This window comes from Nostoc sp. UHCC 0251, assembly GCF_034932245.1.
Lineage (GTDB): Bacteria > Cyanobacteriota > Cyanobacteriia > Cyanobacteriales > Nostocaceae > Nostoc.
On the sequence record NZ_JAYGHD010000341.1, the window covers coordinates 1 to 23109 of the forward strand.

Genomic DNA, 23109 nt, shown 5'->3' on the forward strand with positions numbered 1-23109 from the left:
CTGAAGCACCTGTTGCTTGTCTTGGTGTTTCAAAATGCTCTTTAATAAATTTATCTAATAATTCACTTGAATCTGTGGGCGATTTTGGTTGACGATTCCCTTGCTGATGTGTGCGTGGTAGTAACCCGACATAACCGCAACCTAAACTTGCTTCTGCTTCACGGAACTGTTGTACCCATCGACGTAATGTACGCTCTTTGATGTCTTGATAGATATCTGTATGACGCTGAAAATATGCTTGTACTATATTAAATTTTCGGTTCGCTTCTTTTAAGTGAACAGGATTTGCGGCCTCCATTAAAGCCCGTACTGTTTCATTTATAGTTGCATCTGTAACTCCGTTATGGATTTTAATGGTGCCACTGTCGAATAACTGGAGAAAAAATGCTGTGGGTAACTGTATTGGGAAGCCGGACTCTGGTAATAGCGTGGTTGTGGTCTCGCCATAGTTAACTAAAGTCCATAGCGCCGAATCCCACTCAAGGGCTGTGTTAGGTAGCAGTGTTGTGGGACTACTGGGAGTATTCTTTGTAGTTACTCCTACAACAGATGCGTGTGTATAAGCGTCATGAGTTTGTTGACTTAGCCATAATCTTGTCCGCCAATGTTCAACTAAGGGGACAGCAGACAAATCCACGTATAGACGCTCAGTTGCAATCATGATGTATATGTCATTGGCACATACATCATTTAATTCTTGTAGCAATGCTGCAATCGTTATTCCTGGATTTGCTTTTAGGTAAGCCAGAACTATCGAATGTACATCTGTTGTCAAATTTGATTTAAATCCCAGGTAATCTGACAAAAACATCAAGTTCTGGGTAAAGACGGGATTTAATTCGGCATCAGTACGAACGCAGTATTTTAGACCAAATTGTGATGCGTGTGCTTCTCCTGGTGGGCAATGCCAATGACCGGATGTTGTTTTTTGATAACGCCCAGGATATTTTTGTGCTAATTTCTCTAGTTCCTTAACTGTTTTCCACTCCTCCCAGCACGCACCATCATCACGTAATACAAAAAAGTCAGGGGTATGATAATGACCTATATTACGCCCAGCTTGATTTTTATACTGGATTTTGAATGGTGGTGGCTGGTCGTAGAACTCTAGAACTTGTGGGTCATGTTCCATCAAGTAAATCGCCCACAATTCCACTGTATGGCTCTCGAATTGAATTGTGACCCCCATTTTTGAACTAGGGTACACGCCACAAACGTTCTTGGTTCCTCCTTGTACCCGACGTGAGGGTGGAGATTTCCTTATTTGTGCAATCAAATCAATGGTGTGGGTTGCTAGTTGCTGTTGCCTACACCAATCTTCAAACTCGAATTCGTTCATTTGAGCCTCACCTCCGGGAGCGTGACCTATGTGATACAAGGACGGCTTTGTTGCTTCACTACAGTCTCCTAAAAATACTTATCAACGTGCATTGAATCATATTTTAGTCAGTTTGAACCATATTTTGTCATCTAAGTTGTATCTCAGAGTGATTTTTAGAGAATTATTCGGGAGAAGTTTTCTCTTTTTAGTTATGACAACTCTAGGCTTTATTATGATTCACAATCAGGACACGCGGCCATAATTTTATGCAAACTTTTATGTGATGTTTAGGCTATAACCCTTGAAATGTCGTTAATTTTTGGTCAGGATATGATTCAAAATTTCGTCATCCAGGGGGTAAAAGCACACTGATTCCAAGTTACCCAAACCTGAACAGAACCCTTTTAATAAGCCTTCCATCGATGTAATTCTTGAGCGGGAAATGAATGATGATATGTGGCGACTGCTGCGCGGGGGGTTGCCATGTCTAGAAACTAGTGCGGTTTGTTTGCAACAGCTTCAAGAAAAAGCGATCGCACAATCCCCACTTTTAAAAGAAATTGATACGCGGATATCTGAAGCTAACGACCGAATTAATGAAGCGAAAGTAAGGAATAAAAAATCTATTCAACTTGCAATACTCACCCCAGGATTACAATATCTTTTAGGCCCCACTCCTACGGCAGGACAACCACAAGCGCCAGGGACAGGATTAATTGATAATCTTGCTGGGATATTCAGTGGCAAAACTAACTTAATCAATGGGTTACTTAATGTAATCGGCATACCCTTCTTTCAGGGTACTCAGGGGGGGAATGCTGACGCGCAGCGCAATGCGATCGCTATATCTGACATCCAAGTAAAAGTAGCAGAATTACAGCGCAGCCGCGCACAATTAGCAGATACAATTCGGGATAAAGTAGCCCAATCGTTAATTCAATTTGATGAAGCACGGACTGATTTTCAAACTGCTCAGGTAGTAGCATCAAGAGCAGTTGACCAGTTCAAGGTTTTTGAACTGCGTTATGTAAGAGGTAATAGCGATACTGAAAGTTACTTGACAAGACAGAATAATTTAGACAATCAAAAAGCCCAAACTTATAGAGCTTGGGCTAAAATGCGGCGGTCATTATTTGAAATTAAACTGTTAGTTTTATCAATTAAAGATGCAGAGATTTAAGGCCAGCTTGATGGTATGTAAGCCGAGCTTACGCCATTGGTTGTACGACAAATCGGCGGATCGCCTGCATCTGCTAAAGATGCCAAAGTATAAGAGTTTGTACCAATATCAAAAGTATCTGGCAGTGTTGAGCCGCTAGAAGCACGAAGAATGCCAAATCCGCAAGCATTAATCGACACATTTCTGCTAGCAGTGCTTGGAAGTGTAATTGCAACAGCGCTACCAGGGGTCTTGCCAACTATTACCACTTGCCCATTAGGGGTTTTAAAGTTTGCAGTTCGCGCTTCAGCAAACGTTCCACTAGTGCAAGCAGGCAAAACTTGTGTTGGCAATGCAGATGCATCAATTGCCATACTATCCACTTTTAACCCCTCGAATGAACCGCTAGAAGGGACAGAAATTCTTAATTCGCCACAAGCTCCAGCAATTCTTGCAGTAGAGCGATCAACACTTCCTAGCTGCACTTGCACCCGGCTATTCGCAGTTGCCGAGATGTAGACTGTAGAACCGTATGTAGCATCCATGACTTTATACACTGTATTACTGCCATAGGGGATAGCAGCAGCCGGAGCAATACTAGCCGCTAATACACCAACTGTAGCAGTAGCAATTAAACCAGATTTAATTAGTTTCATACATCACCATTAGTAAAGTAAGTTTTCTCTTTGCTTTACTCCATGTTTGTTTGTAATTATCTTTTTTAAAAACAGTAAGCTTACTGAAAAGTATTAATTATATTTTGAGTTATTTTAAATTGAATAAACTTAGGAAAAATGCTTAAATTTTTAGTTATTTATATAAAGATTAAATAAAATAATCCAGATAATTACTTGTATTTTTATAGCGTTTTTTGTCTGGCATACAACTATATTAAATCATAATTATCAATTCAATTATCCGGCAGACGATTAGATATTAATAAAAGTGACTGGCAGACAATTAAGCAAAGTTAGAAGTAATAAGTTAATGGGCAAACTGATAGGAGTATCACAGCCCTTATATGCCGAAAAAGCTCCTGAATAGCCCAGTTTTCCTAATTGCCTCTGTCGCTGCTATTGTTGCTGTAGCAGGTACACTTTCCCCCAAAACTAGATCGCTTATAGAAGCGGCGGCGGATTCCACATCACCTCGCGCAATGGCACTGTCGGAACAATGGACAGTTGCGAGTGTTGCTGACGGGGACACGATTACTGTCCGTCGCAGTGGCGAAACTAAAAAAATCCGATTCTGTGGGATCGATGCCCCAGAAATTAAACACGGCAAACAACCGGGGCAACCACTTGGGCAAGAATCAAAAGCTAACTTACAACGTTTAGTTAATGAGGTAGGGGGAAAGGTATCAGTAGTTAGTGTTGAGAGCGATCGCTATGGCCGCACTGTAGCTGAGGTTTTTTCCTCTAAGAATGGGGTGGAAAAAAACTTCAATGAGGAGCAACTATCAAGCGGAAATGCGTATTTATATAAGCAATATGCTGGGAAATGCCCTAATAAACCAGTTTTTGAGAAGGCGGAGGCGATCGCACAATCTAAAAAGCTGGGTGTTTGGTCGGGCAACTACCAAAAGCCTTGGGAATATCGCAAGCAGCAGCGCAGCAGGTAATTTATTGCTGTGTACAATGCATAGCTTTTACCAATTGAATTAAGAGTTTAATGGATAACTGGCGGTAGCCGTGGCCTAATTTTGGCATGAGCCTAATCGCTTTTAGCGTCTCGCAGAGAAGATAATGCGGCCTAGCCGGTCGAGAGTTACGTAAAAGTTTTTAACTTGTTCTTAAAACTAAATATATAAGGCAAGCTTTAAGATGATAAAAAAGGAAATTTTATAGATAATTTTTGGTGCGTCAGTCTCCGACCGACTTAAGTTGTTAGATAATTTTATTAGAGGATTAATAGCAGAGCGATCGCAATAGTTTATCGAAAATACTAAAATGCGTCAGTCTTCGACCGACTTAAGTTATTAGATAGTTTAGAAAGAAGATTTCTTAGGGACTTCCAGAAAATAAACTATTCCATTAAGAATAATGATAATCATTTTAAGTGGAATGAAGGGGCTGCCGTCAGCAGCCCCTTCATTCCCCTTTTGTAGTAATTTAAATAATGAGGCTTGTTTTTGAGTGTGGTAACTGATGTCCATAGTATTAACTGATTCTCTCAAAAAGTTGTTAATTGAAACCGCATCTCAATTAAAAGGTTCAGCCAAGCGTAAATTTATGGCACAGACAGTTCAGGGCTTAGGTTTAGGAGGGCAAAGACTTGCATCATCAGAATTAGGATGGAATCGAGACACAATTAGGAAAGGGACAAGAGAATTAAAAAGTGGTATTACTTGCATTGATAACATGAGCGCAAAAGGACGTTATAAAGCAGAAGAACACCTGCCAAATCTTTTAGAAGACATTAAAAATTTAGTTGACTTTCATAGTCAAACAGATCCGAGTTTTAAAAGCCAAAGACTATATACTAGACTTAGTGCCGCCGAAGTCAGAAAGCAATTAATTGAAAAATATGGTTATAGTGATGAAATTTTACATACAGCAGAAACAATTCGAGTCAAATTAAATAATTTAGGTTACAAGCTCAGAAGGGTAAAGAAAATTCAACCTCAAAAAAAATCCCACAAACTGATGCAATCTTTGAGCAGTTAGACATAATAAACAAAGAGGCTTCGGAAGATAAGAGTGTTTTACGGCTAAGTATGGACGGAAAAGCCCGCGTTAAGATTGGCTCATTTGATCGAGGGGGTAAAAGCCGGGATGGAGCGAAAGCTGATGACCATGATTATAATCCAAAAACAACTGTAACTCCTTATGGTATCTTCCTTCCAGAGCTTGATGAGCTATTTTTATACTTTACAGAATCGAAAGTTACAAGCGATTTTATTGTTGATATTTTAGAGGATTTTTGGTTAGAACAAAAGCATCGGTTTTCCGATATTCAAACCCTACTTCTCAATCAAGATAATGGGCCACAGAACAGTTCACGACGTACCCAATTTATGAAGCGTATAGTAGAATTTGCCCAAAAACATCAAGTAAATATACGTTTAGCTTACTATCCACCTTATCATAGTAAATATAATCCGATAGAAAGGACATGGGCAATACTAGAGAATCATTGGAATGGCAGTATTTTAGATGAAGTGGAGACGGCTTTACAGTTTGCTAGTACTATGAAATGGAAAGGTGATCATCCAGTAGTTAAGCTAGTACACAAAACTTATGAGAATGGGGTAAAGCTTACAAAAAAAGCTATGGCTCAAATTGAAAAACAAATTGAGCGGCTAACCGATTCTACTCATGAAGTTTTCCCAAATTTAGGTAATTGGTTTATTGATATTTGTTGTAGTAAAACAAAAGTTATTTGATTTTAATAACAGCATTTATTTAGCTACAAAACATACTAATATTACACTGTTTAACTTCAAAGCAGACGACAAGTGTATAGATTCTTCATGCATAGATGAGGGGGAGAAAAGGGGTTGCCCTCGGCAACCCCTTTTCTCCCCCCATTAAAATGATTATCATTCTTGAGAAAACCTGTCTCTTGTTTTTCTTGGAATAATTTATTCTTTGGAAGTCCCTTAAGACTTGCGATGTCTACGACGGGCTACCGCCTACGCAAAAAGAATATTGTTCCAGTCATTCCATTGCGTTCCGGCACTGTCCGCTTTAAGTGGCCAAGTTTTCTCATTTACCCAAAACTTCTTGTCGCTCCCAGTACCTCCACTCCATTCCATTCCTTCCACGTTCTGCTCACTGCGTTTCGGTGCTGGTCGTGCTTAGTGATGGTTGGCGGGATAAAGATTGTTCGTTCGTCGTCGGTGGTATCGTCGCTGCGCTCCTCACCACCAACTCCTCACTCACGCCGGCCCACATCCCACCCCTTCCATCCTCCCCAGAAAAAATTTTTTAACCGAACGAAAACCGTGCTTTCTTTTCAGTTAAAAAATTTTTTTCTATTGCGACAGAAGATAATAAATTAATTTCTATAGTACGTACACGCGCTATAATAGATATAGTTAGATTTTTACCAAGGGGGAAATTGTCATGTTAAATAGAATTGGTTTCGTTGATAAAGTTAAAGTTTGGGATTTTGTTAAAGCTCATGAATATTTATTAGAAGCTGAGAGATGGAATGGTAAGCAAAATTCTAGCGGTAGAAAATGTTTATGGTTTGGTTTAGGAGTTGAGTTAGGTTTTAAAAGTTCAGTTTTTGAGGGGATTAAAATTGATAATAATTTAAGAAAAAGATGTGATGATTTATGGTGTGGAAGTAATTGGAATAGTATTTTACTATATAAATATCAAGCAGGTTGTGAGCTAAAAAATCACGTAGATCGGGATATTTTCGATAGCAAAGTTATTGTAATTAATATCAGCGAGGATAGTTTGTTAGGTGGAAATGTTGAATTTTTTTACAACGGAAATATCGAAATTCTCAGCAATGGGGAAATTGTAGAATTTAACAGCAAAATATCTCACGGGATAAAAAAGCTTAAATCTGAGCGATGGAGTTTAAGCATAAGAAAGATCATTACTACGTAATCCTCACTGCTCGTGGGTCTTACGCTACGCGCCGCGACCCACTTCGCCGATCGGCTCCGTTCCCTGCGTTGCGTTCCGGCACTGTCCGCTTTGAGTGGCCAAGTTTTTGCACTTCGCTTGTAGTCCTTGCCGCTCCCAGTACCTCCACTCCACTCCGGTCACTCCGCGAAATAGCCCCAGTTTTTAAAAACCACAACAGTATTATTTTATACTATGCTTTCAACTGTTTTTTCCCGTTACACCTGCTTTGGTTTCTCAGGTTCCCGCAAGTGGGGCTTGTCTCCCGCGCCGTTATCTGCGGCTGCGGCTGCTGTTCCCGCTGGCTCCTGCGTTCTTGTCGGTTGCGCTGCTGGCGTTGATGCGTTCTTCCGACTGGCGTTCCCTACTGCCGAGGTTTTCAGTGTTGCGTCAGGTCGTTGGGGCGTTGGCCGTGGTGCTTTTGCGGCGCGGTCTGTGGCGTGTGTTCGCGGCGTTGTCAGTGGCGGCGGTTTGTGGGTTTCGTTTCCTAGTTCAGCGTGTCCTACTGGCCTTGTTCCGTCGTCTTCTCAGTCGCGCTGCTTTTCCGGCTCCGGCTCTGGCTCCTGGGCTTCGCTTGCTTTTGCCCTTGGGTCTGGCTTGCCTTGCGCCGTGTTTTTGGGGTCGTTGCCTGTTCCGCCGGCGTGGGGTCTGTCTCCAGTTCCAGGTTTAACTGGGTGGTTTGGTTGTTGTCAGGTTGTTGCCCCGTCTCAGTCGCCAGTTCAGTTGTCACTGTTTTAGCAGTTTGGGCGGCCAGTTCCCGCCCCAGCTTTTCTACGATCGCATCTCTGCAAAAATCCCGATAGCGATCGCCGGCAATATTTTTTATTTCCTCTAAGAATGAAGGCGTTACGCGAATGGTTAGCGCCTGGCTTCTCACCTCTTCGTTACCAAAATCAAATTTATACTTAGTCCCGAAATCGGGATTACCGCCAGTCCGAGCCATATTTTTATCTATAAATCTGCACTTTTATATTAGCCTGTACACGCGCTATATTATTAAAGATTCCATGAAGATTGTTTTCCAATAGTGCGTACACGCGCTAATTAGGCTATAATTAAGGTGTACCCGACCAAGGACACCAACTCATGACACCTGACAAAAAAGCACTATTAGATAAAGAATGCACGGCCTCAATTTTTATTCCTGAACTTAACGATTACGTAGAAATTGTTGGGGGAAAATGCGAACAAATTGACGGCAAGCAGTACTTAAGAATTATTTGCGAAGATTCCAAAGGTAACGAAGTTTGCCTAAATCCCAGCGATTTAGACCTTTACTTTAAGCGGTTTATTGTTCCGTTTTAATTAATCATCTCTGCGATCGCTTTTGATTTAGCGATCGCTCTCTCTTCATCAAGAAAAGAAAGTTATTCAAGGAAAACATGGAATTTCAAAAAGGCGACAGAATTAAATTAGCCAAGCAATGCACCGGAGAAGTTAGCAGAAACGAGGGAATATTTGAAGAATATCTAGATTCAAAATGGTGCAAAGTTTGCTGGAGCTACGGCAGTTTCAACGTGAATTTAATTGAAGAAATTTTCAAAGCTTAAAACTTTTATGCGATCGCTCAACTAAAGCGATCGCCCTCCCTTCATCCTCTAAGAAAATTAAAAGTATCCGACCATGACAGAAGCAGAAAGACAAGCGAACATTTATCTACAAAAACACCTTGGTGTACAAGCAGGAGATGTAATCAGATTAAGCAAACCGTGGAGTACTTTAAAAGCGGGAGAAATTGGAATTATTGGAGGGCTGCGGCATCAAGTAATTGATGCTGAAAGTATAGTTTTTCGGAATTACTCTGCTTTTAGAGATGAGCAACTTGTAAGCTGTTCTGGCGGCCCAGGCACAATCAGAACTGATACAAAATTGTTGATCCCAACTGGTGAAAAAATGTTGATCTGGTTTTGGAGATGGAAAGATGGAAGATCAGGAAGAGATCAAGGCGAACGTTACAAAGCAATAGTTAATGTCTGGGAGTGGGACGGATCAAATTAATCTAGCAGAGCGATCGCTTAATCATAGCGATCGCCCTCCCTCTATCCTCTAAGAAAAATACAAAAGTATCCGACCAATGAAAAAAGCAACGACTCAATTTATCGTAGGAAAGGTTTATCAATGTAGGTCAATTTGTGACCATGAATGCGTATTCAAATACGAAATACTCAGTAGGACAAAATCATTTATCACCATAAAAAACCACAACGAAATTACAAAGAGAAAGATTTATCTAGACGGAACAGAAGAATATTGTTACCCACAGGGACAGTTTTCAATGGCTCCAATTTTAAGGGCAGATTCAATTACTAATTAAATCTAAGCGATGGCTTCGCCGGTTCGCTTGCGACCATCGCACCTTACAGCGATCGCTCCCCTTCATCCTCTAAGAAAATGCACTCGACCCACTGCGCCTTAGCTGTAATCAGGGATAAATACTTTTTCCTACTACCGGATAGTGCGATCGCACCTTTAGAAACTGCTATCCAACTGTCAGAAAAATATCATAAAACTTGGTGGTCAATTTGGTGGAATTCTTCAAATGTTCGTACCAAAAATCGCATTAAAGAAGAATGTAACCATCTGGCTTTTAATTGCTACACCGCCATGATGCAATGTGCGATCGCAATCAATGCCCACGCCGCAACTCAATCAGCACGGCTTATCAAGCCGCCTAAACTCTGGGCAGGAATGATTTCAACGCTGTACTCAGCATTTCGCTGGATAGAAGAAGAAAACCATTTAGAAATAAACCAACGCCAACTAATACTAAATCTGGAAAATCCGACCATGACTAGATTCTCTGCGATCGCACATACCCGCGCTAACTATAATTACTCTCCTTTCCATCAATCTTTATTGCATGAAAATAATGGTGAAGATTACGCACTTCGACACATTTATAGTTTAGAAAATACTAAATCATTGTTGCAAAAATGGGGATGGTCAACAGAACAAATAAAAGTTGGTATTGACCATGCAACTATTGACATTTATAAGAGTATTGTTTATCTACACATCCCTAATAAAATTGAGAAGCGTAAGGAAACAATTAAAATTCGTGGCATATCTCGCTTCATTTCTAAAGCTGACTTTGTAAGCGTGTTAATAGAGCGCTGCTGGGCAAAGGCTGACCCCTATAAATTGCAGCCTGGGGATAATTGGGATGAATTAATCGCAATGGGTAACACTGGTGATTTTTACGAACTTAAACTTCACCGATATGAAGTAACTTGTACTTGTCATGCCTACAGTGGTATTGAAAAAGCTTTTGCACAGGATGCAGTTGCAACTAAACATTTAATGCTGCATGACACTGTAAAAGGGCAGATACCTGATAAACATATCTTCGCAGTGTGGAAATATTTAGGCGCACAGACTTTACAACAGTACGAATACTGCTGGATGGAGCGTAAGGAAGCTGCTATGAAGGAACAGGATAAATGCTCATGGCAATATGACCCTGAACCAGAGGTATTGGACTGGTGAAACCCATAAGGGTAACTTTTCTGGCCGCCAGCCCACAGCCATAAGAGAGGGTATCTAGGAAAAGCACAAACGTATCCGACCAAAGATCCAAAATGCACATTTCGCAAGACAACTTTATTTTAACACCATTTATCCTCTAAGAAAATATGACACCTACACCGCAACTTAACGCAGCCCTCGCCAAAGCTAAGGCCGAAATCCCGGCTATTTTGGCTAATCGAAATGTGAAAATCCCTACTAAAAGCGGGAGAGAAATCAATTTTACGTATGCTGAATTAGAAGAAATTCAGCCTAAAATTACACCTGCACTTTCGACTTATGGACTAGCGATCGCTCATCAAATGATATTCTTAGAGGAAAAATATTGCTTACTTTCCAGCCTCAGACATGAAAGCGGCGAACAGATAGATTCTATTTTTCCCCTATTAAATAACTTCGCTGACCCAAAGGAGATAGGCACACAGATAAGCTATGGACGCAGATATAATATCCTCTGTCTTTTGGATATAACCATAGTTGAGCCTGACAGTCAGGACTTCCAGGAAATTAAACGCAAAATTGCTAGAGATATTAAACAGGAAGCTGGTTTAACTCAAAAACCTAGAGAAAAAGAAGGCTCGATACTACATGATATGAGTGGAGTATCAGGAATAATGACGATAACTGAACCTCAAGCTAAGAGATTGTGGGCGATCGCAAAAAATGAATTAAAGCTGTCTGAATCAGATGTAAGGTCAGTGCTGGCAGGTTTTAACCTGGAAAGAACTGCTGATATTCCTACTCAAAAGTATGACGTAGTGATTCAGGCGATGCGAGATTATGGGGCAAAATTCTAATTTTGAGCCTCAAACGTAGGCGATCGCTAACCAAAAATAAACCCTGGCTGTGATAACCAGGGTTTAACAATGATTGCCAACTGTAACCAACTTGGACTAAAAAAGCGACAACTGCATCGGGGCAACTGAGGCCGAGCGGGAGAGTAGCCACCACCCGCCGCCACAGCTGACCCACGCAAAACCCGCCCAAACTGGAGGCAAAACACCAGGAGCCAACCACACCACCACGCGCCGACCTAACCCCGCAGCTAACGCAGCCGACCCCCACGACCCAGAACCGCAGCCGCGAAACGAACGACTAGGGCGCACCCCAGAAGGACACGCACCCGACGGCGACACCACCAACAGACCACGCGCACCGGGGGCAACTGAACGCACACACGCCGCAGACCGCAAAGCCAACGCGCCCACCGCACCTGCACGGGCAAACCTGGGAGCAGAAGCCCGAAACACTAGCAGGGAAGGGGAACCCGTGAAAAACTCGCGCACGGCTGCATCAACACCCGCAGCGCACCCAACTGACACGCGACAACCAGCGCCGGGGACAAGGGGGAGCAGGGGAGCAAGGGCGGACACAGCAGCAAATGAAGGGGAACGTGAACCCGAAAAGCCAACGGAGGACACGCCAGAAAACAGGGACGCGACGGAGCAGACGGGGGACGAGGCAAGCATAAATTAAAAACTAAATATAAGCTATTATAGCACGTACACGCGCTATAAAGCAAGTACAGCAAGGGATGCAGCCGCCCACGGAAAACCAACCACACTATTAATTTTTCTTGGTTCTTCCCAGCCAAAAATTGAGTGAGGCTTAGAGCCAGGCCAGCACGCTTAACCGCCGCGTTTCCGCAGCAGTTTCTCTCTTTGCTGTGTCTGGCTCTAAGGGCTGGCTTAGGGAACACTCAATTTTTGGCTGGCTCCTGCGATCGCTACACCAAAAAATATACTTTAGTTAATCTATATGCAGTGTACACAGCATACACGATATTATTTAATAATAGTATTCGACCAAAAGCTATGCCTAATCCACATCCTAAAACTGAGCAGTTACCTAAACAAAAAACGACGTGGAATAATCTACCAACTAAGGCGACAAGAGTACCTGAAATATTCTTAGAGGAAATCGATAAGTTCGCGCGATCGCTGGATGGACAATGTAGCCCATTTGAGGCAATCATCTCTGCATTAGATAAGCTCAACCCAGATGAAATAGAGCAAATTAAACTAGCTATAGAATCTTTATCTAGTAATGATGTTAAGAAAGAAACGCACCTAATATCACCTCAATTATCTTTACCAATTCCCGAATTATCAAATAGTCAAATTGCGGACTATAAAGCCAAATTTGGTTTCGTTCCCTCTAGATTTCAATTAGGAATAATTGATTGGGTTATCAACCAAAAAGGTAACGGTTGCTGTAATGCTGTCGCTGGCTCTGGAAAAAGCAGCACATTAAAAATAGTTGCAAGAACCTTGTGCGAACTGGGCATTAGACCCACTGAAATCAAGATTTGTGTTTTTGGTAAAAATAATTCCATAGATTTAATTAAAAAGTTTGGCCCTATTTGGAGAAGTTCTATCAGCACCCTTCACAGTGCTGCATTTACCTTAGTTACACAAGAACTTCGTGTAAGAAGTGAAGACATTGATATCTCTAAATATAAATATGAGCGCATTGCTCAAAATTTAGATTTAATTCCTAAACGTGGTAGAAAAATAGGCAAACTTCGGCAAGAGGGTATTATCGATGATGATGGCGATTTTTTGAAGCTGATTGACTTAGTAAGGCTTAATAATGAGGAACCAACAGCAGAAATAATAGAGGCGATCGCACGTCATCACGAAATTAATGTACATAAACCTCAGTTAGTAGCTCAGTGGATTGCTTATTGCCTCAAGATTGGTGAGGAAATGGCAATTCAAGAGAAGAAGTTAGATTTCACTGATCAAATCTGGTTAGCTGTTAAGTGGAGATTACATCAGCAATCGTGGTTTAAGCCTTACAAATTTGTATTGGTTGATGAATGCCAAGACTTGAACCCCTTGCAATTACAACTAGTTTTGATGCTTGCAGGTAATACAGGCCGAATTTTAGCAGTAGGCGACCCGCGTCAGGCAATTATGGGCTTTGCAGGGGCGGACAACCAAAGCTATAACAACATTGTTTGGTTTACTAGAGCCACAGAATTACCTTTGTCAATTTGCTATCGGTGTCCGCGATCGCACATTGCCTTAGTTAAAAGCATATTTCCCTACATCCCAATTGAAGCAGCGCCAGATGCTATCGAAGGAATTATTCATCAAATAGAAAGTAAGGATATTGAGAAGTTAGTTAAACACGGTGATATTATCATTGCCCGTAAAACTGCACCACTCGTTAGTTTATGTATTCGTCTCATTAGCCAAGGCATCAAGGCAACAGTCAAAGGTCGAGATGTTGGCGACTTCCTCAAAAAAGAACTTGACCAAATAGCCAAGCTACCAGGATATAGTTTTAAGTTTTTTAATGATGCTGTTGAACAATATAGACAAATTAAGTTGCAAAAATATTTAAATCTAGATAATGAGGAAGAATTAAAGCAAAGACTAGCAGATAGGCTAGAGGCGATCGCAACCATTTATCAATCTCAAACGCAGGCTACAAGCATCGAAAGTCTGAAATATTATATTGATGAATTGTTTAGTGATAAAAATTCTCCTGTTACCCTATCCACTATTCATAAATACAAGGGAGGTGAGGGAGAAAGGATTTTTGTTCACAAAGCTGGAGATATGCCTATGGTTTGGAGAAATCAACGAGATTGGCAGTTGGAGCAGGAACAGAATTTACTTTATGTAGCGCTCACTCGTAGTAAATCTGAATTATTTATTGTAGGTGAATGTGATTGGTATAAACCCCCAACCGCAGATAAACAAATTCCTATCAATGCTGTTACTAAAGAACCTGAAAATAATGATTACTTCTCATTGTGCAGAAAAGCGCGAGAAGAACTTGATTTAGAACTTAGCCCAATCTTTAAAAACAAAGCTTCTCGTACAAAGTTCATCAAAACTGTAATTGATGAGGATATTAGTTTAGAAATGCTTGAAAGCTCAGGTAAAATTAAGTACACCTCTCTTGAGAATAAGAAAGCTGTATACACTGCAATAGAGAATTATTGGGAAAAATTCTATGCTGCATCTCATAAGGACGAAGAAGAGGAAGAGGTAAGATGGCCTAGTTATAGCTATGAGGATTACGATAATTTTTAATTAACAGTATAGCGATCGCTGTTTATCCTCTAAGAATTAGTTCTGATTTAGTGATGCTTTCACCTTACGAACTGTATTGATTGCCACGTCTGCTTTTTCGGCTGCTTTGCGAAGTGACAAACCCTCATTAAGTGCTGCAATTACTTTTTGTGATGATGGTTTGGCTAGAAACTCCTCTGGCGATTCGCTCACCGAAGGCCGTCCAACGTGTTGACCCCAGTTTTTAGCGCGTTCCATCCCCGTTTTGATTGCATCTGAACGTCTGGAGGCTTTTTCTTGTTCTGCAATCAATTGTTCAATCCAGCTAGGATTACCCTCTAGGATGTCTACCTCAATTTTTGATAATCCCTTTGCCTGCATCCGCCGCAAATCGCGCAGTACAGCTTTAGCTTCTTCGGGAAGAAAAAAATTGTAATATTCAGTCAAGTTACCAATAGAAATACTAAAGAATGAATATCGATATTTAAAATATTTCTCTACATTTCCACGATGTGGCCAAGTTCCTAATACTTTAATTGAAATATTTTCAAAATGTGAGGCTAAATCATTTTTAATTTCAGCCACTCGCGCTTCAATGTCACGACGAGTTACACCAATTTTATAAATAGTATTTCCTCCGCTAGTATCAATTTGAAGATAGTAGAGAGTATTAGATAAAATCTTCCGAAATTCAGCTTGATAGATTTGCAAATCTCGTAGACATTCATTCAAATTAGGAGAACTTTCGAGATAAGCAACTTGCACGTTTTTCTCTAGCTGCTGCAACTTTTCTAATAACATTGGTTCTTGCACTTGGTTAAACAGCATCAAGGAAAGTGCGCCAACTGGTATTTTACCCAGCTTTGTAAACTGGTATTCCCCACCATAACGATAAGTGTTGCGTTCCAGCAGTTTTTCTCTAATTAAAATCCTTGGTACTTGGCTTTCATCAATGCCTTTGTCTTTAATTCCGTAGCGATTCCAAAGGTCTTTAAGTTGCTGAAGCTCCTTTCCAGTCAGCCATATATTGAAATTATCATACAGGGGCAGGGTAGGAAGTAGGCGATCGCTGCGGTTCACTTCCCGGCAAGTTTCATGAGTATGGGCAAAATGGTGTTCATTGCGCCGACCTTTTTTAGCAGTCAGTTCACCACCGCAGTAGGGACACCTTAGCTGAGTCTTACCGCGTGGGACATCTTCAATTGGCACTAGGGTTTTGTCTTGGTCAATCCCATACCTGAGCCACATTTGGAAATATCCTTTATTTGATACACCAATTTGAAAGGATTTAGTTGCTCATGACGATGATTTTACTGTATCAAAAAAAGGTTGCCGTACAATCAATAATTATTAAAGGAGTAGGGGAGTGGAGATGAAGGGGATAAGGGAGAGATAACAACTGACTGCTGACTACAAAGCGATCGCTAGGCGTTGGCGCGCACAAGTAGTATTTTGTTCCTCACAGTAACTTAACAAAGTCTTTGTTTAAGTTTTGAATTTAATATAAAGAGTATGCATAGATATGTCTTGACGCTTGCAATGAACTATGCTAATCTGTAATTATGGGGTTCGTATATTTGAAATAAAAATCGTATGAATCACCCCATCAAACCAAATTTCAGAGAGCTAGTTTTAGGCACTGTAGTAGTTCTCTCCTTACTAGGACTAATTGGACTTTCAATTATTGACGAAAATAGCCGCCCAGCTTTCCTTGATGTTGCAAAGGTAAGTATCGGTGCGTTTATGGGCTATTTAATCCCCAACAATAAGTAAACCTCGTTCGTAAACAACGAGGTTTTACTTTTTAGCATAGATAGTAAGGCTCTTGGTGCTGTAACACCAGGAGTTTTCTTTTTTAATTTTATCTCTGTCATAAGATGAGAAATAATAATTTTTAGCGATCGCACCTTCACCCATGCGATCGCAACAATCCTCTAAGAATTTAACAGGCAGGTTTTTTTGCACCTATTTAGACTCTTTTTCTGATCGGCGAAACTCTACCAATGCTTTAAAAACTGTCTCTGCGTCGAAACCGTTAGCATTCTGTATATTAATGGATACATCACTGTTGAGACTAACAAAAGAGCCTGTTACCACAGTTAAACCAGATTCTGAAAGCCCAAGTACTCGCCCCCTAGATTCAGCAGACAGCTTTTTAATCTGCTCTGCAAGCAAAGCCTCTTTTTTTTCCTGTGACAAGCCATCTAGCAACCGCTTCACCTCATCCAGCCCCACAAATTTAATTCCTTCCAGCATAAAAAGATATAGCTTGATAGTTGATAGCTAATAATCATACTGCTTACACTGCGATCGCACTATCTAAACTTGGGTTATATATTCCCATAATTGCTGCATTTTGCTTAGATGTCTTCCATTTGCGCCCAATTATCAATAAAATCTCATCTATTTCTTCTTCGTCAGCAGCCTCAATCATTTCTTTCAACTTGCTGTCATTGTTTTGCCCAAGGGACAAAGGCTTTTGAGCTAGGAGTTCACAAAAATAGGCGCGTGAACCTGGAGATAACTGATCCATCCCCTCTAACAGCGCTGCAAATACCTCTGGACTTATCCACTTACGACCAGAGCGAAACTGAGATAGATGATTTTGGCTTATTCCAGCTAGCTCTGCAAGTTCTTTGCTCTGAATACCATATTTGTCCATCGTCTCTTTGAATAGCTGGCAAATTTGCATAAATTTTTATTTCCTGCTGTTATATCTACTAGATACAATGTATTGTATAATTTGCCTATTAGATAAATCGGATCAACTTACTGGTTTGATTAGATCATAATTTTATCCCAAATAAAACAGCCCCGACAAACATAACTCTGTTCGGGGCGATTTTTACAAAGCTGCTCCTCGGCGGAAACCGCCAAGACCGCACTTTGCGCTTTCTAAACCTAAAAGGATGATATGACAATTCAGGTTTTTATACAAGTCATGGCTGTGGCTGAGGTGCAGGCATGAGTAATAATTTTTATCCTTTAACGCCCCAAACTTTAGAAAAGCTCTACAAAGCTAACTTAACAGCTGCCGAGTGGAGGCTTTGGAGTTATCTAGTAGTGAGTGATCCTTGGGGAGATAGTTACAGGGATTTACCAGCCACCTTAATTGTCATGGAAAAAGTAGCAATCAAAAAGAGTACCTTTTACGCTGCTTTAGCTAAGTTTCAAAAGTTTGAACTATTTGATTTTCAAGATAAAGGCTTTGCATTTCGCAACTTACAAGGAGTTCCGAAAGTTCGGAATACTATCCAAGATTCTGGAAATTTTTCCGAGATTTCGGAAAACCGTCCGAAATCTCGGAAGCCTGACCGAAAAAATGGAAAACTTTCCAAAAGTTTGGAGAATCAAAGCCCAGAAACCTTGCCAGATAATGATTCTAGTACCTCTCATACTAATAAGACTTACTCAGACTTTAAAGACTCTCTCTCTGAGATAGAGAGAGAGAGTTTTTTAGATTTTGGTAATAAGAGGGCAGCAGAACTCAAAAATCCCCCGGTACAACTGCCCCAAAAGTGGATCGAGAAAAACTGGGAAGAGTTAGCAGCACAGTGGTACAAGTCCACAGGTACTGTATCCCCAACGCAAAATGCAAAATGGGAAACCGACCCGCGAACTCCTGACTGGCTGGCCATCATCGAGGAAACGGGCAACCCCCTTCAATTCGCGTCTGATAAGGAAAAAATAGAGTTTGTAAAGTGGTGCAAGGAAACCAAGCAGTTTAGTTGGCTCAAAGAGGAATCATGACAGACCTCCCAATCTTTGAACGGCTGCCAATCAACGAACAAACTGAGAATAACGACAAGGAAATTTGGCAACCATCCTGGCATTGCTTCTGTTGCCAGGACACAGGGCTAATTTACAGACATCTGATAGAGCTAATAATACCCGACTTCGATCCCAACCGCGATCGTATCCCCGTTTGTCAAGGCTGTAATAAATTTGACAACTATCATCTCAAAGAATACGGGGTGTTAGATTTACGATTTGACCTGTACATCTGCAAGAAACTAGATGCGATCGCTCGTGATGGCTGGAAACGTACCACCCAGCAGCAGTTTGAAAAATATAAAAATCAACTTGATATTGCAACTGGTGCGATCGCTCAGTCTCACAGCCTTGCAGTTACAAATCGCACCTCTAATGACGACCGCGAAGTGGCACAGCGCAAGGCTGAAATTCAGGCCATCACCCCTGAACAGTGGGAGGCAATGAATAAAACTTACTTAGTAGGAAGTAATAAAAATGAGTAAGTATTCTGTAGAGGATTTTGAGGTAGGTGTAGCTTGCTTCTCCGTAGGAGATCGCATTATTGCAAGCGGCAATCGCTTAGGTATGGTATCGGATATAACGAAAAAAATTACCGTTACTTGGGAAAACGGGTTATCCGGCGAATATACCCCAAAGCAAATGCAGGCTTGGAATTACAAAAAATTCTTAGAGGATGAGAAGGAGGCGACAGAATGCAACTTACACAACTTGACCTCTGCTCAGGAGTTGGTGCAGGATTCTGCCTTGCAGGATTGCAACATGGGTTTAAACTCATCGGAACCGCAGAGATTGACGAATACTGCTCAGGCATCCTCAAACTGCGATATCCCGGCATACACAACTACGGAAACGTGCGAGATATCCCAAGACTTGCTAAACAAAGACTTGGATACTATATGCACTCCAATAGAATCGATATTATCACAGCTTCCCCACCCTGCCCCCCGTTCTCTACAGAAGGCCAACGGCTTGGAGGCGCAGATGAGCGAGATTGTTTCCCCGCCGTCCTCGAAACCATTGGAGAATTACAGCCAAGGTTTGCAGCCATTGAAAATGTCCCAGGACTTATCACCTGCCCCGATTACCCAGGACAGCCCACAGGCTCATATTTCAGAGGCGTGGTCTATACCCTTGACCTTTTCGGGTACGATGCGGAATGGCTTACTATCGGAAGCGGCCATTTTGCCAGCCCCTACATTAGAGAGCGAGTATTGCTGGTTGCGATCGCCCGGAGCCTTAAGCCTCAGTGGGAAAGGGCGGCCTCCTGGACAGACCAAGCAAGAAGCAGAACTGAAGAAGTTAGGCTTAATAAACAAAGGCGAGGTATTAAACCCGGCTATCCTTTGTCAGTGGTACGAAATCCCGGAAACTTGGCTAGACCCCTTGGAGTGCCGAGCCGCGACGGAATTATTAGAAGAATGCGACAGGCAGCAGGAAATCTTCTCGATCCTAGAGTCGCAGCGATCGCCCTTAACCGAGTCCTCTACCTCAACTCCCTGTGTAGACAGCCAGCCGCCAGTTACCAGGGCTAATGCTAAGGCCGGAACTTATATTATTGACGAGTTTGAATCACTGGGAATTATCAAGGATAACCTGGGCTTTGGTTTCGTTGTTAATTGGCTAGGTTTTGGGAAAGTCCCTAACCCTCCGTCTGGTAAAGCTGTAACTTACAACTGGGAACGAGATGATCGGCTAATTGGTAAGTTGGCGATCGCCCCCCAATCACTAATAGATAGATTCTTAGAGGAAAATCGGGATTATGAGTGTACGCAGCAATCAGAAGCGCTTGTACTTTGCCCTAGCTGCGAATTACAGCACATATATTTAAGTGGTGGCTGTGGTATGTGCGGTTTAGCACCCGCAAATTTCTTAGAGGAAAAAATGCTTTCTGTAAATATCGAGCGTACACAGCAATTACAGATAGGCGTTCGCGTTCGCATTACCAAAACTCGCACCCAAAACCTCAGTCAATGGATAGGACATGAAGCTGAGGTAACAGGCATCAACGGCGAAACTATCAACGTAGCAGCTGGTGAGGGTAGGGAGAAAAAGCATCTCACTCTTAAAAAAGGGTGGTATGAGGTAATACCCGAAAATTTCTTAGAGGAAACTGAACGCCGCGAAGAAGCTGTGCAAAAGCCCAAAGGCAGACAGCGTAAAGGCTGCTTGTACAAATATATTGAGAATAAGAAGCTGAAAAATGGAAGCATCGCAAGCTACCCCCGTGTCATCGGACACAGGCAGACTGATAATCCTACTCATTGGCGCTGGGGTTTCAATTGGGAGGAGAAGGTAGATGGTGAGTGGAAGGGGCGGAGTATTGGAAGTGTGCCAGTAGGAGCGATTCCATTAATTGAGGATATGCGATCGCGCAATCTTCCTCTTGAAGAAATCATCAGTTTCATAAAAAAGGCAAAAAGTAAAAAATCTTAATAATCTCGAACTGTTAATTATGTCCCTATATATAAGAAGCTGTGACTTAGTGCCACGTACTTTCAGGCAAGCGTGTGAGCGAGTGGGAGTATTTGGAGCGAGTACTCACAGCTTTAAAAGAACGGCACAAATCCAGATGAGCGATACTATTATATAATTTTAGACAGAGTTGATTTAGACAAAGTTGATTAGCAATTTTTTTGTAGTTATAGAATAAATCAAAATAAAGACGCAGTTCTTTTTGATGATTAAATAAAGCACTTTACCCAAAATATCTTTATGGAAGGTTTTTCCCTTTTTATACAAGCATTTGCATTTGCTCAAATAGCATTAAATATAAAAGATGTAAGAGATGTAAAATCACTATTAGATATAATTGATAAAGTCTTTAACGAGAAGTTTCTTGAATATATTTCTACAATTGCGTTAGCAGATGTTGAAAACGGAAATAGAATATTAAATGAAATTCACGAGGAGATTAATGACTACAATGAGGGCAAAAATGAAGATATAAAAATAGATTCTTTATTCAATAAAATGGAAATTGCACGAGCTAAGTATTATGATTGTATATACAAACAAGAAGAAATTTTAAAAAAGCGTGATACAAGTTTAGTAAGAAAAATTTTTGAAAATATAGTGGTTATGCCCAACCGGGCAAAAAATTATGAGAGCATTTTTCATTCTGCAATTACAGCTTGTTTGTGTAGTTACTTGACTTATAAATATTTTGATACTAATAAAAAAAGGTTTTTTATTAAAGATTATAATAAAGCTAGAGATGCTTTTTATTTTTATTTATGGTATAGCGTTGTCGATGAACATAAATACAGTGAACAAGATGAATATAAAAAATATGGTTATTTAACTGATGTAAAAACACTTGTTGCGTCTAACAGTTCATTGCATAGTACATTTTTGAGTTTTGATAGTTTTTATTCTTTTCAAACAGAAGAAAGAAGCTTTATAGAAATATCTCAAAATATTTTTAAAATTTCTCCTTGGGAGCCATGCTTAAATAGCATAGATGAAAAGTCAGCTAGCTTCATGTCAGGCGGCCCAGGTGGACTCAGATCAATAAAATATGAAACGATAAGGCTTAAGCGTTGGCATGTTCCTAAGCAAATAGTAAATATGTAGTGAAAAATTCTTAGAGGAAAATCTGCAATGGTGATCGCTTGCTTTAAAGCAGTACACTGGTACTATGAAAATTCCCGACTGCGATCGCTGCCTCCTCTACTCACATAATCCTCACCTCGTCTGTGCCGTTCACCCTGATGGGGTAGACGGTGATAGCTGCCTAGATTTTCGAGAAGACTCCAACGCCCAAGTAGAGGAGCTATGGCAACCAGAAGGGGCAACCTACTATAACGGCGAATTGATTGTGCAGCCCCGCCAGAGATGGACACCAGAAGAACAATTAGAATTGATTGATTGGCATCCTATGTTTACTGGCAAATGCCCTCAGTGTGGCGCATCCTTTGACCGTGACTATACAGCACGAGTGCATTGGGATTGTGAGTGTGGATGGATGGATGATAGCGTGTGACTGATCGCTGGATTGCGTGATTACCTAAGCCGAAATTACCCAAGATAACGATGTAGTTTATTTGGTAATTGAGTTTAGGTCTTCTACCAAAATTATGAGTAAGTATTCTAAAGGGAATCGTGTATTTGCTTTTGAGGGAGAATATAAAGGCAAAAGTGGTGAGGTGATTGATTATCAAAATATTGAGTTTGGGATGCAGAAAGGATGCATTGTTAAGTTAGATGAAGATTCCTCTACTGTATGTATTCCCGAACGGGATCTAGAAGTGGAAAATCTAAATCTAGAGGACATAAACATCGAAATCACAAATCTAAAAACACAGCTTAAGGAACTAGCTCACCAAATACCTGAAAAAATTGCCAAAGAAATACCCGAACATTTAGCATATCTTCAGGAGGCTCTAAAGTCTAAAAGTAAATCAGAATTTCTCAATGAATATCATTACATATCAAAAGAGTTAGAAAGAACGGTTAATCCTGATTTTGTAGACAGTAATATCAGCCTCAAAAAATTACAACATCACGGTAAAAATTTGCCTGAATTATAACACTAGCCTAATGACTTAAGCGATCGCTCAAATTACCTCGCTTGAAAACAGTTGTGGGCGATGCCTGCGGCGGTAAACTACGCTCTTTGGTTCCAGTTTCTTAGAGGAAAAGAGCGATCGCAGTAGTTCATACCAAAACGCTACACAGCAACTTGAATCAAGCTAGTATTCTCCTCAAGAATATCTATTT

The 23109-nt window shown here is 40.9% G+C and carries 24 protein-coding genes and 1 pseudogene; 18 read left to right on the forward strand and 7 right to left on the reverse strand.

The window, feature by feature from the left end; all coding sequences use genetic code 11:
- On the reverse strand, nt 1-1339 hold a 1339-nt coding region (locus VB740_RS28625; protein WP_323203232.1), incomplete at its 3' end, for a TnsA endonuclease N-terminal domain-containing protein.
- A 424-nt stretch (nt 1340-1763) separates the two neighbouring features.
- Here VB740_RS28625 and VB740_RS28630 point away from each other — a divergent pair.
- The gene (locus tag VB740_RS28630) at nt 1764-2501 is read left to right on the forward strand and encodes a TolC family protein (RefSeq protein WP_323203233.1); all 738 of its coding nucleotides are present in this window, start codon (nt 1764-1766) and stop codon (nt 2499-2501) included.
- Here the strand turns inward: VB740_RS28630 and VB740_RS28635 are convergent.
- A complete protein-coding gene (locus VB740_RS28635; RefSeq protein ID WP_251961005.1) occupies nt 2498-3136 on the reverse strand; it encodes a hypothetical protein in 639 nt (212 codons plus the stop codon). The genes VB740_RS28630 and VB740_RS28635 overlap by 4 nt on opposite strands.
- Before the next feature lie 365 nt (nt 3137-3501).
- Here VB740_RS28635 and VB740_RS28640 point away from each other — a divergent pair, with 365 nt between their 5' ends.
- The 9 genes and pseudogenes from VB740_RS28640 (at nt 3502) to VB740_RS28680 (ending at nt 11385) form a co-directional block, all read left to right on the forward strand.
- A complete protein-coding gene (locus VB740_RS28640) occupies nt 3502-4101 on the forward strand; it encodes a thermonuclease family protein (protein ID WP_323203234.1) in 600 nt (199 codons plus the stop codon).
- Between the two features lie 739 nt (nt 4102-4840).
- Nucleotides 4841-5865: pseudogene (locus VB740_RS28645) on the forward strand (ISAzo13 family transposase).
- A 682-nt stretch (nt 5866-6547) separates the two neighbouring features.
- Complete coding sequence (locus VB740_RS28650) at nt 6548-7045, forward strand: hypothetical protein (protein WP_323203235.1); 498 nt, start codon at nt 6548-6550, stop codon at nt 7043-7045.
- A gap of 276 nt (nt 7046-7321) precedes the next feature.
- Nucleotides 7322-7801, forward strand: coding sequence for a hypothetical protein (locus VB740_RS28655; RefSeq protein ID WP_323203236.1), 480 nt, complete (start codon nt 7322-7324; stop codon nt 7799-7801).
- Nucleotides 7802-8149: 348 nt separating this feature from the next.
- Nucleotides 8150-8368, forward strand: a complete 219-nt coding sequence (locus tag VB740_RS28660; protein ID WP_323203237.1) for a hypothetical protein — start codon at nt 8150-8152, stop codon at nt 8366-8368.
- A 77-nt stretch (nt 8369-8445) separates the two neighbouring features.
- Nucleotides 8446-8613, forward strand: coding sequence for a hypothetical protein (locus VB740_RS28665; protein WP_323203238.1), 168 nt, complete (start codon nt 8446-8448; stop codon nt 8611-8613).
- A gap of 73 nt (nt 8614-8686) precedes the next feature.
- The gene (locus VB740_RS28670) at nt 8687-9061 is read left to right on the forward strand and encodes a hypothetical protein (RefSeq protein WP_323203239.1); all 375 of its coding nucleotides are present in this window, start codon (nt 8687-8689) and stop codon (nt 9059-9061) included.
- 393 nt (nt 9062-9454) lie between these two features.
- On the forward strand, nt 9455-10549 hold the full coding sequence (locus VB740_RS28675) for a hypothetical protein (RefSeq protein ID WP_323203240.1): 1095 nt from the start codon (nt 9455-9457) through the stop codon (nt 10547-10549).
- 146 nt (nt 10550-10695) lie between these two features.
- Nucleotides 10696-11385 (forward strand): ERF family protein, encoded by a 690-nt coding sequence (locus VB740_RS28680; RefSeq protein ID WP_323203241.1) that lies wholly within the window; start codon nt 10696-10698, stop codon nt 11383-11385.
- 96 nt (nt 11386-11481) lie between these two features.
- On the opposite strand, the gene VB740_RS28685 is transcribed toward VB740_RS28680, so the two are convergent.
- A complete protein-coding gene (locus VB740_RS28685) occupies nt 11482-11910 on the reverse strand; it encodes a hypothetical protein (protein WP_323203242.1) in 429 nt (142 codons plus the stop codon).
- A gap of 279 nt (nt 11911-12189) precedes the next feature.
- Here VB740_RS28685 and VB740_RS28690 point away from each other — a divergent pair, with 279 nt between their 5' ends.
- Nucleotides 12190-14637 carry a UvrD-helicase domain-containing protein gene (locus VB740_RS28690; RefSeq protein ID WP_323203243.1) on the forward strand — a complete coding sequence of 816 codons (2448 nt, stop codon included), beginning with the start codon at nt 12190-12192 and terminating at the stop codon, nt 14635-14637.
- Between the two features lie 36 nt (nt 14638-14673).
- On the opposite strand, the gene VB740_RS28695 is transcribed toward VB740_RS28690, so the two are convergent.
- Nucleotides 14674-15864, reverse strand: a complete 1191-nt coding sequence (locus VB740_RS28695) for a GIY-YIG nuclease family protein (RefSeq protein ID WP_323203244.1) — start codon at nt 15862-15864, stop codon at nt 14674-14676.
- Between the two features lie 345 nt (nt 15865-16209).
- Between VB740_RS28695 and VB740_RS28700 the strand changes: the two genes are divergently transcribed.
- Nucleotides 16210-16389, forward strand: coding sequence for a hypothetical protein (locus VB740_RS28700; RefSeq protein WP_323203245.1), 180 nt, complete (start codon nt 16210-16212; stop codon nt 16387-16389).
- A gap of 24 nt (nt 16390-16413) precedes the next feature.
- Here VB740_RS28700 and VB740_RS28705 read toward each other — a convergent pair whose 3' ends face one another.
- Genes VB740_RS28705 through VB740_RS28715 form a run of 3 tightly spaced genes read right to left on the reverse strand, consistent with a single transcriptional unit; the run spans nt 16414 to nt 17308 of the window.
- Nucleotides 16414-16581 (reverse strand): hypothetical protein, encoded by a 168-nt coding sequence (locus VB740_RS28705; RefSeq protein ID WP_323203246.1) that lies wholly within the window; start codon nt 16579-16581, stop codon nt 16414-16416.
- A complete protein-coding gene (locus VB740_RS28710; protein WP_323203247.1) occupies nt 16582-16872 on the reverse strand; it encodes a hypothetical protein in 291 nt (96 codons plus the stop codon).
- A 43-nt stretch (nt 16873-16915) separates the two neighbouring features.
- Complete coding sequence (locus VB740_RS28715) at nt 16916-17308, reverse strand: helix-turn-helix transcriptional regulator (RefSeq protein WP_323203248.1); 393 nt, start codon at nt 17306-17308, stop codon at nt 16916-16918.
- 272 nt (nt 17309-17580) lie between these two features.
- Between VB740_RS28715 and VB740_RS28720 the strand changes: the two genes are divergently transcribed.
- The 6 genes from VB740_RS28720 to VB740_RS28745 all read left to right on the forward strand — a co-directional run bounded on the left by VB740_RS28720 (nt 17581) and on the right by VB740_RS28745 (nt 22919).
- Nucleotides 17581-18366 carry a hypothetical protein gene (locus VB740_RS28720; RefSeq protein ID WP_323203249.1) on the forward strand — a complete coding sequence of 262 codons (786 nt, stop codon included), beginning with the start codon at nt 17581-17583 and terminating at the stop codon, nt 18364-18366.
- Nucleotides 18363-18872, forward strand: a complete 510-nt coding sequence (locus tag VB740_RS28725; RefSeq protein WP_323203250.1) for a hypothetical protein — start codon at nt 18363-18365, stop codon at nt 18870-18872. The genes VB740_RS28720 and VB740_RS28725 overlap by 4 nt, the downstream gene beginning before the upstream one ends.
- 210 nt (nt 18873-19082) lie before the next feature.
- Nucleotides 19083-19922, forward strand: coding sequence for a DNA cytosine methyltransferase (locus tag VB740_RS36890; RefSeq protein WP_416290833.1), 840 nt, complete (start codon nt 19083-19085; stop codon nt 19920-19922).
- 1180 nt (nt 19923-21102) lie between these two features.
- Complete coding sequence (locus tag VB740_RS28735) at nt 21103-21963, forward strand: hypothetical protein (protein WP_323203252.1); 861 nt, start codon at nt 21103-21105, stop codon at nt 21961-21963.
- A 64-nt stretch (nt 21964-22027) separates the two neighbouring features.
- Nucleotides 22028-22372, forward strand: a complete 345-nt coding sequence (locus tag VB740_RS28740; RefSeq protein ID WP_323203253.1) for a hypothetical protein — start codon at nt 22028-22030, stop codon at nt 22370-22372.
- Nucleotides 22373-22466: 94 nt separating this feature from the next.
- Nucleotides 22467-22919 (forward strand): hypothetical protein, encoded by a 453-nt coding sequence (locus tag VB740_RS28745; protein WP_323203254.1) that lies wholly within the window; start codon nt 22467-22469, stop codon nt 22917-22919.
- Nucleotides 22920-23109: the final 190 nt, after the last annotated feature.

What these genes read in the sequence shown, in the direction of transcription:
- VB740_RS28735 (WP_323203252.1), top strand. Translation starts at nt 21,103, where the DNA reads ATGGAAGGTTTTTCCCTTTTTATACAAGCATTTGCATTTGCTCAAATA.
- VB740_RS28660 (WP_323203237.1), top strand. Translation starts at nt 8,150, where the DNA reads ATGACACCTGACAAAAAAGCACTATTAGATAAAGAATGCACGGCCTCA.
- VB740_RS28675 (WP_323203240.1), top strand. Translation starts at nt 9,455, where the DNA reads ATGCACTCGACCCACTGCGCCTTAGCTGTAATCAGGGATAAATACTTT.
- VB740_RS28635 (WP_251961005.1), bottom strand. Translation starts at nt 3,136, where the DNA reads ATGAAACTAATTAAATCTGGTTTAATTGCTACTGCTACAGTTGGTGTA.
- VB740_RS36890 (WP_416290833.1), top strand. Translation starts at nt 19,083, where the DNA reads ATGCAACTTACACAACTTGACCTCTGCTCAGGAGTTGGTGCAGGATTC.
- VB740_RS28710 (WP_323203247.1), bottom strand. Translation starts at nt 16,872, where the DNA reads ATGCTGGAAGGAATTAAATTTGTGGGGCTGGATGAGGTGAAGCGGTTG.
- VB740_RS28700 (WP_323203245.1), top strand. Translation starts at nt 16,210, where the DNA reads ATGAATCACCCCATCAAACCAAATTTCAGAGAGCTAGTTTTAGGCACT.
- VB740_RS28640 (WP_323203234.1), top strand. Translation starts at nt 3,502, where the DNA reads ATGCCGAAAAAGCTCCTGAATAGCCCAGTTTTCCTAATTGCCTCTGTC.
- VB740_RS28725 (WP_323203250.1), top strand. Translation starts at nt 18,363, where the DNA reads ATGACAGACCTCCCAATCTTTGAACGGCTGCCAATCAACGAACAAACT.
- VB740_RS28715 (WP_323203248.1), bottom strand. Translation starts at nt 17,308, where the DNA reads ATGCAAATTTGCCAGCTATTCAAAGAGACGATGGACAAATATGGTATT.
- VB740_RS28720 (WP_323203249.1), top strand. Translation starts at nt 17,581, where the DNA reads ATGAGTAATAATTTTTATCCTTTAACGCCCCAAACTTTAGAAAAGCTC.
- VB740_RS28680 (WP_323203241.1), top strand. Translation starts at nt 10,696, where the DNA reads ATGACACCTACACCGCAACTTAACGCAGCCCTCGCCAAAGCTAAGGCC.
- VB740_RS28745 (WP_323203254.1), top strand. Translation starts at nt 22,467, where the DNA reads ATGAGTAAGTATTCTAAAGGGAATCGTGTATTTGCTTTTGAGGGAGAA.
- VB740_RS28695 (WP_323203244.1), bottom strand. Translation starts at nt 15,864, where the DNA reads ATGTGGCTCAGGTATGGGATTGACCAAGACAAAACCCTAGTGCCAATT.
- VB740_RS28665 (WP_323203238.1), top strand. Translation starts at nt 8,446, where the DNA reads ATGGAATTTCAAAAAGGCGACAGAATTAAATTAGCCAAGCAATGCACC.
- VB740_RS28630 (WP_323203233.1), top strand. Translation starts at nt 1,764, where the DNA reads ATGAATGATGATATGTGGCGACTGCTGCGCGGGGGGTTGCCATGTCTA.
- VB740_RS28670 (WP_323203239.1), top strand. Translation starts at nt 8,687, where the DNA reads ATGACAGAAGCAGAAAGACAAGCGAACATTTATCTACAAAAACACCTT.
- VB740_RS28650 (WP_323203235.1), top strand. Translation starts at nt 6,548, where the DNA reads ATGTTAAATAGAATTGGTTTCGTTGATAAAGTTAAAGTTTGGGATTTT.
- VB740_RS28740 (WP_323203253.1), top strand. Translation starts at nt 22,028, where the DNA reads ATGAAAATTCCCGACTGCGATCGCTGCCTCCTCTACTCACATAATCCT.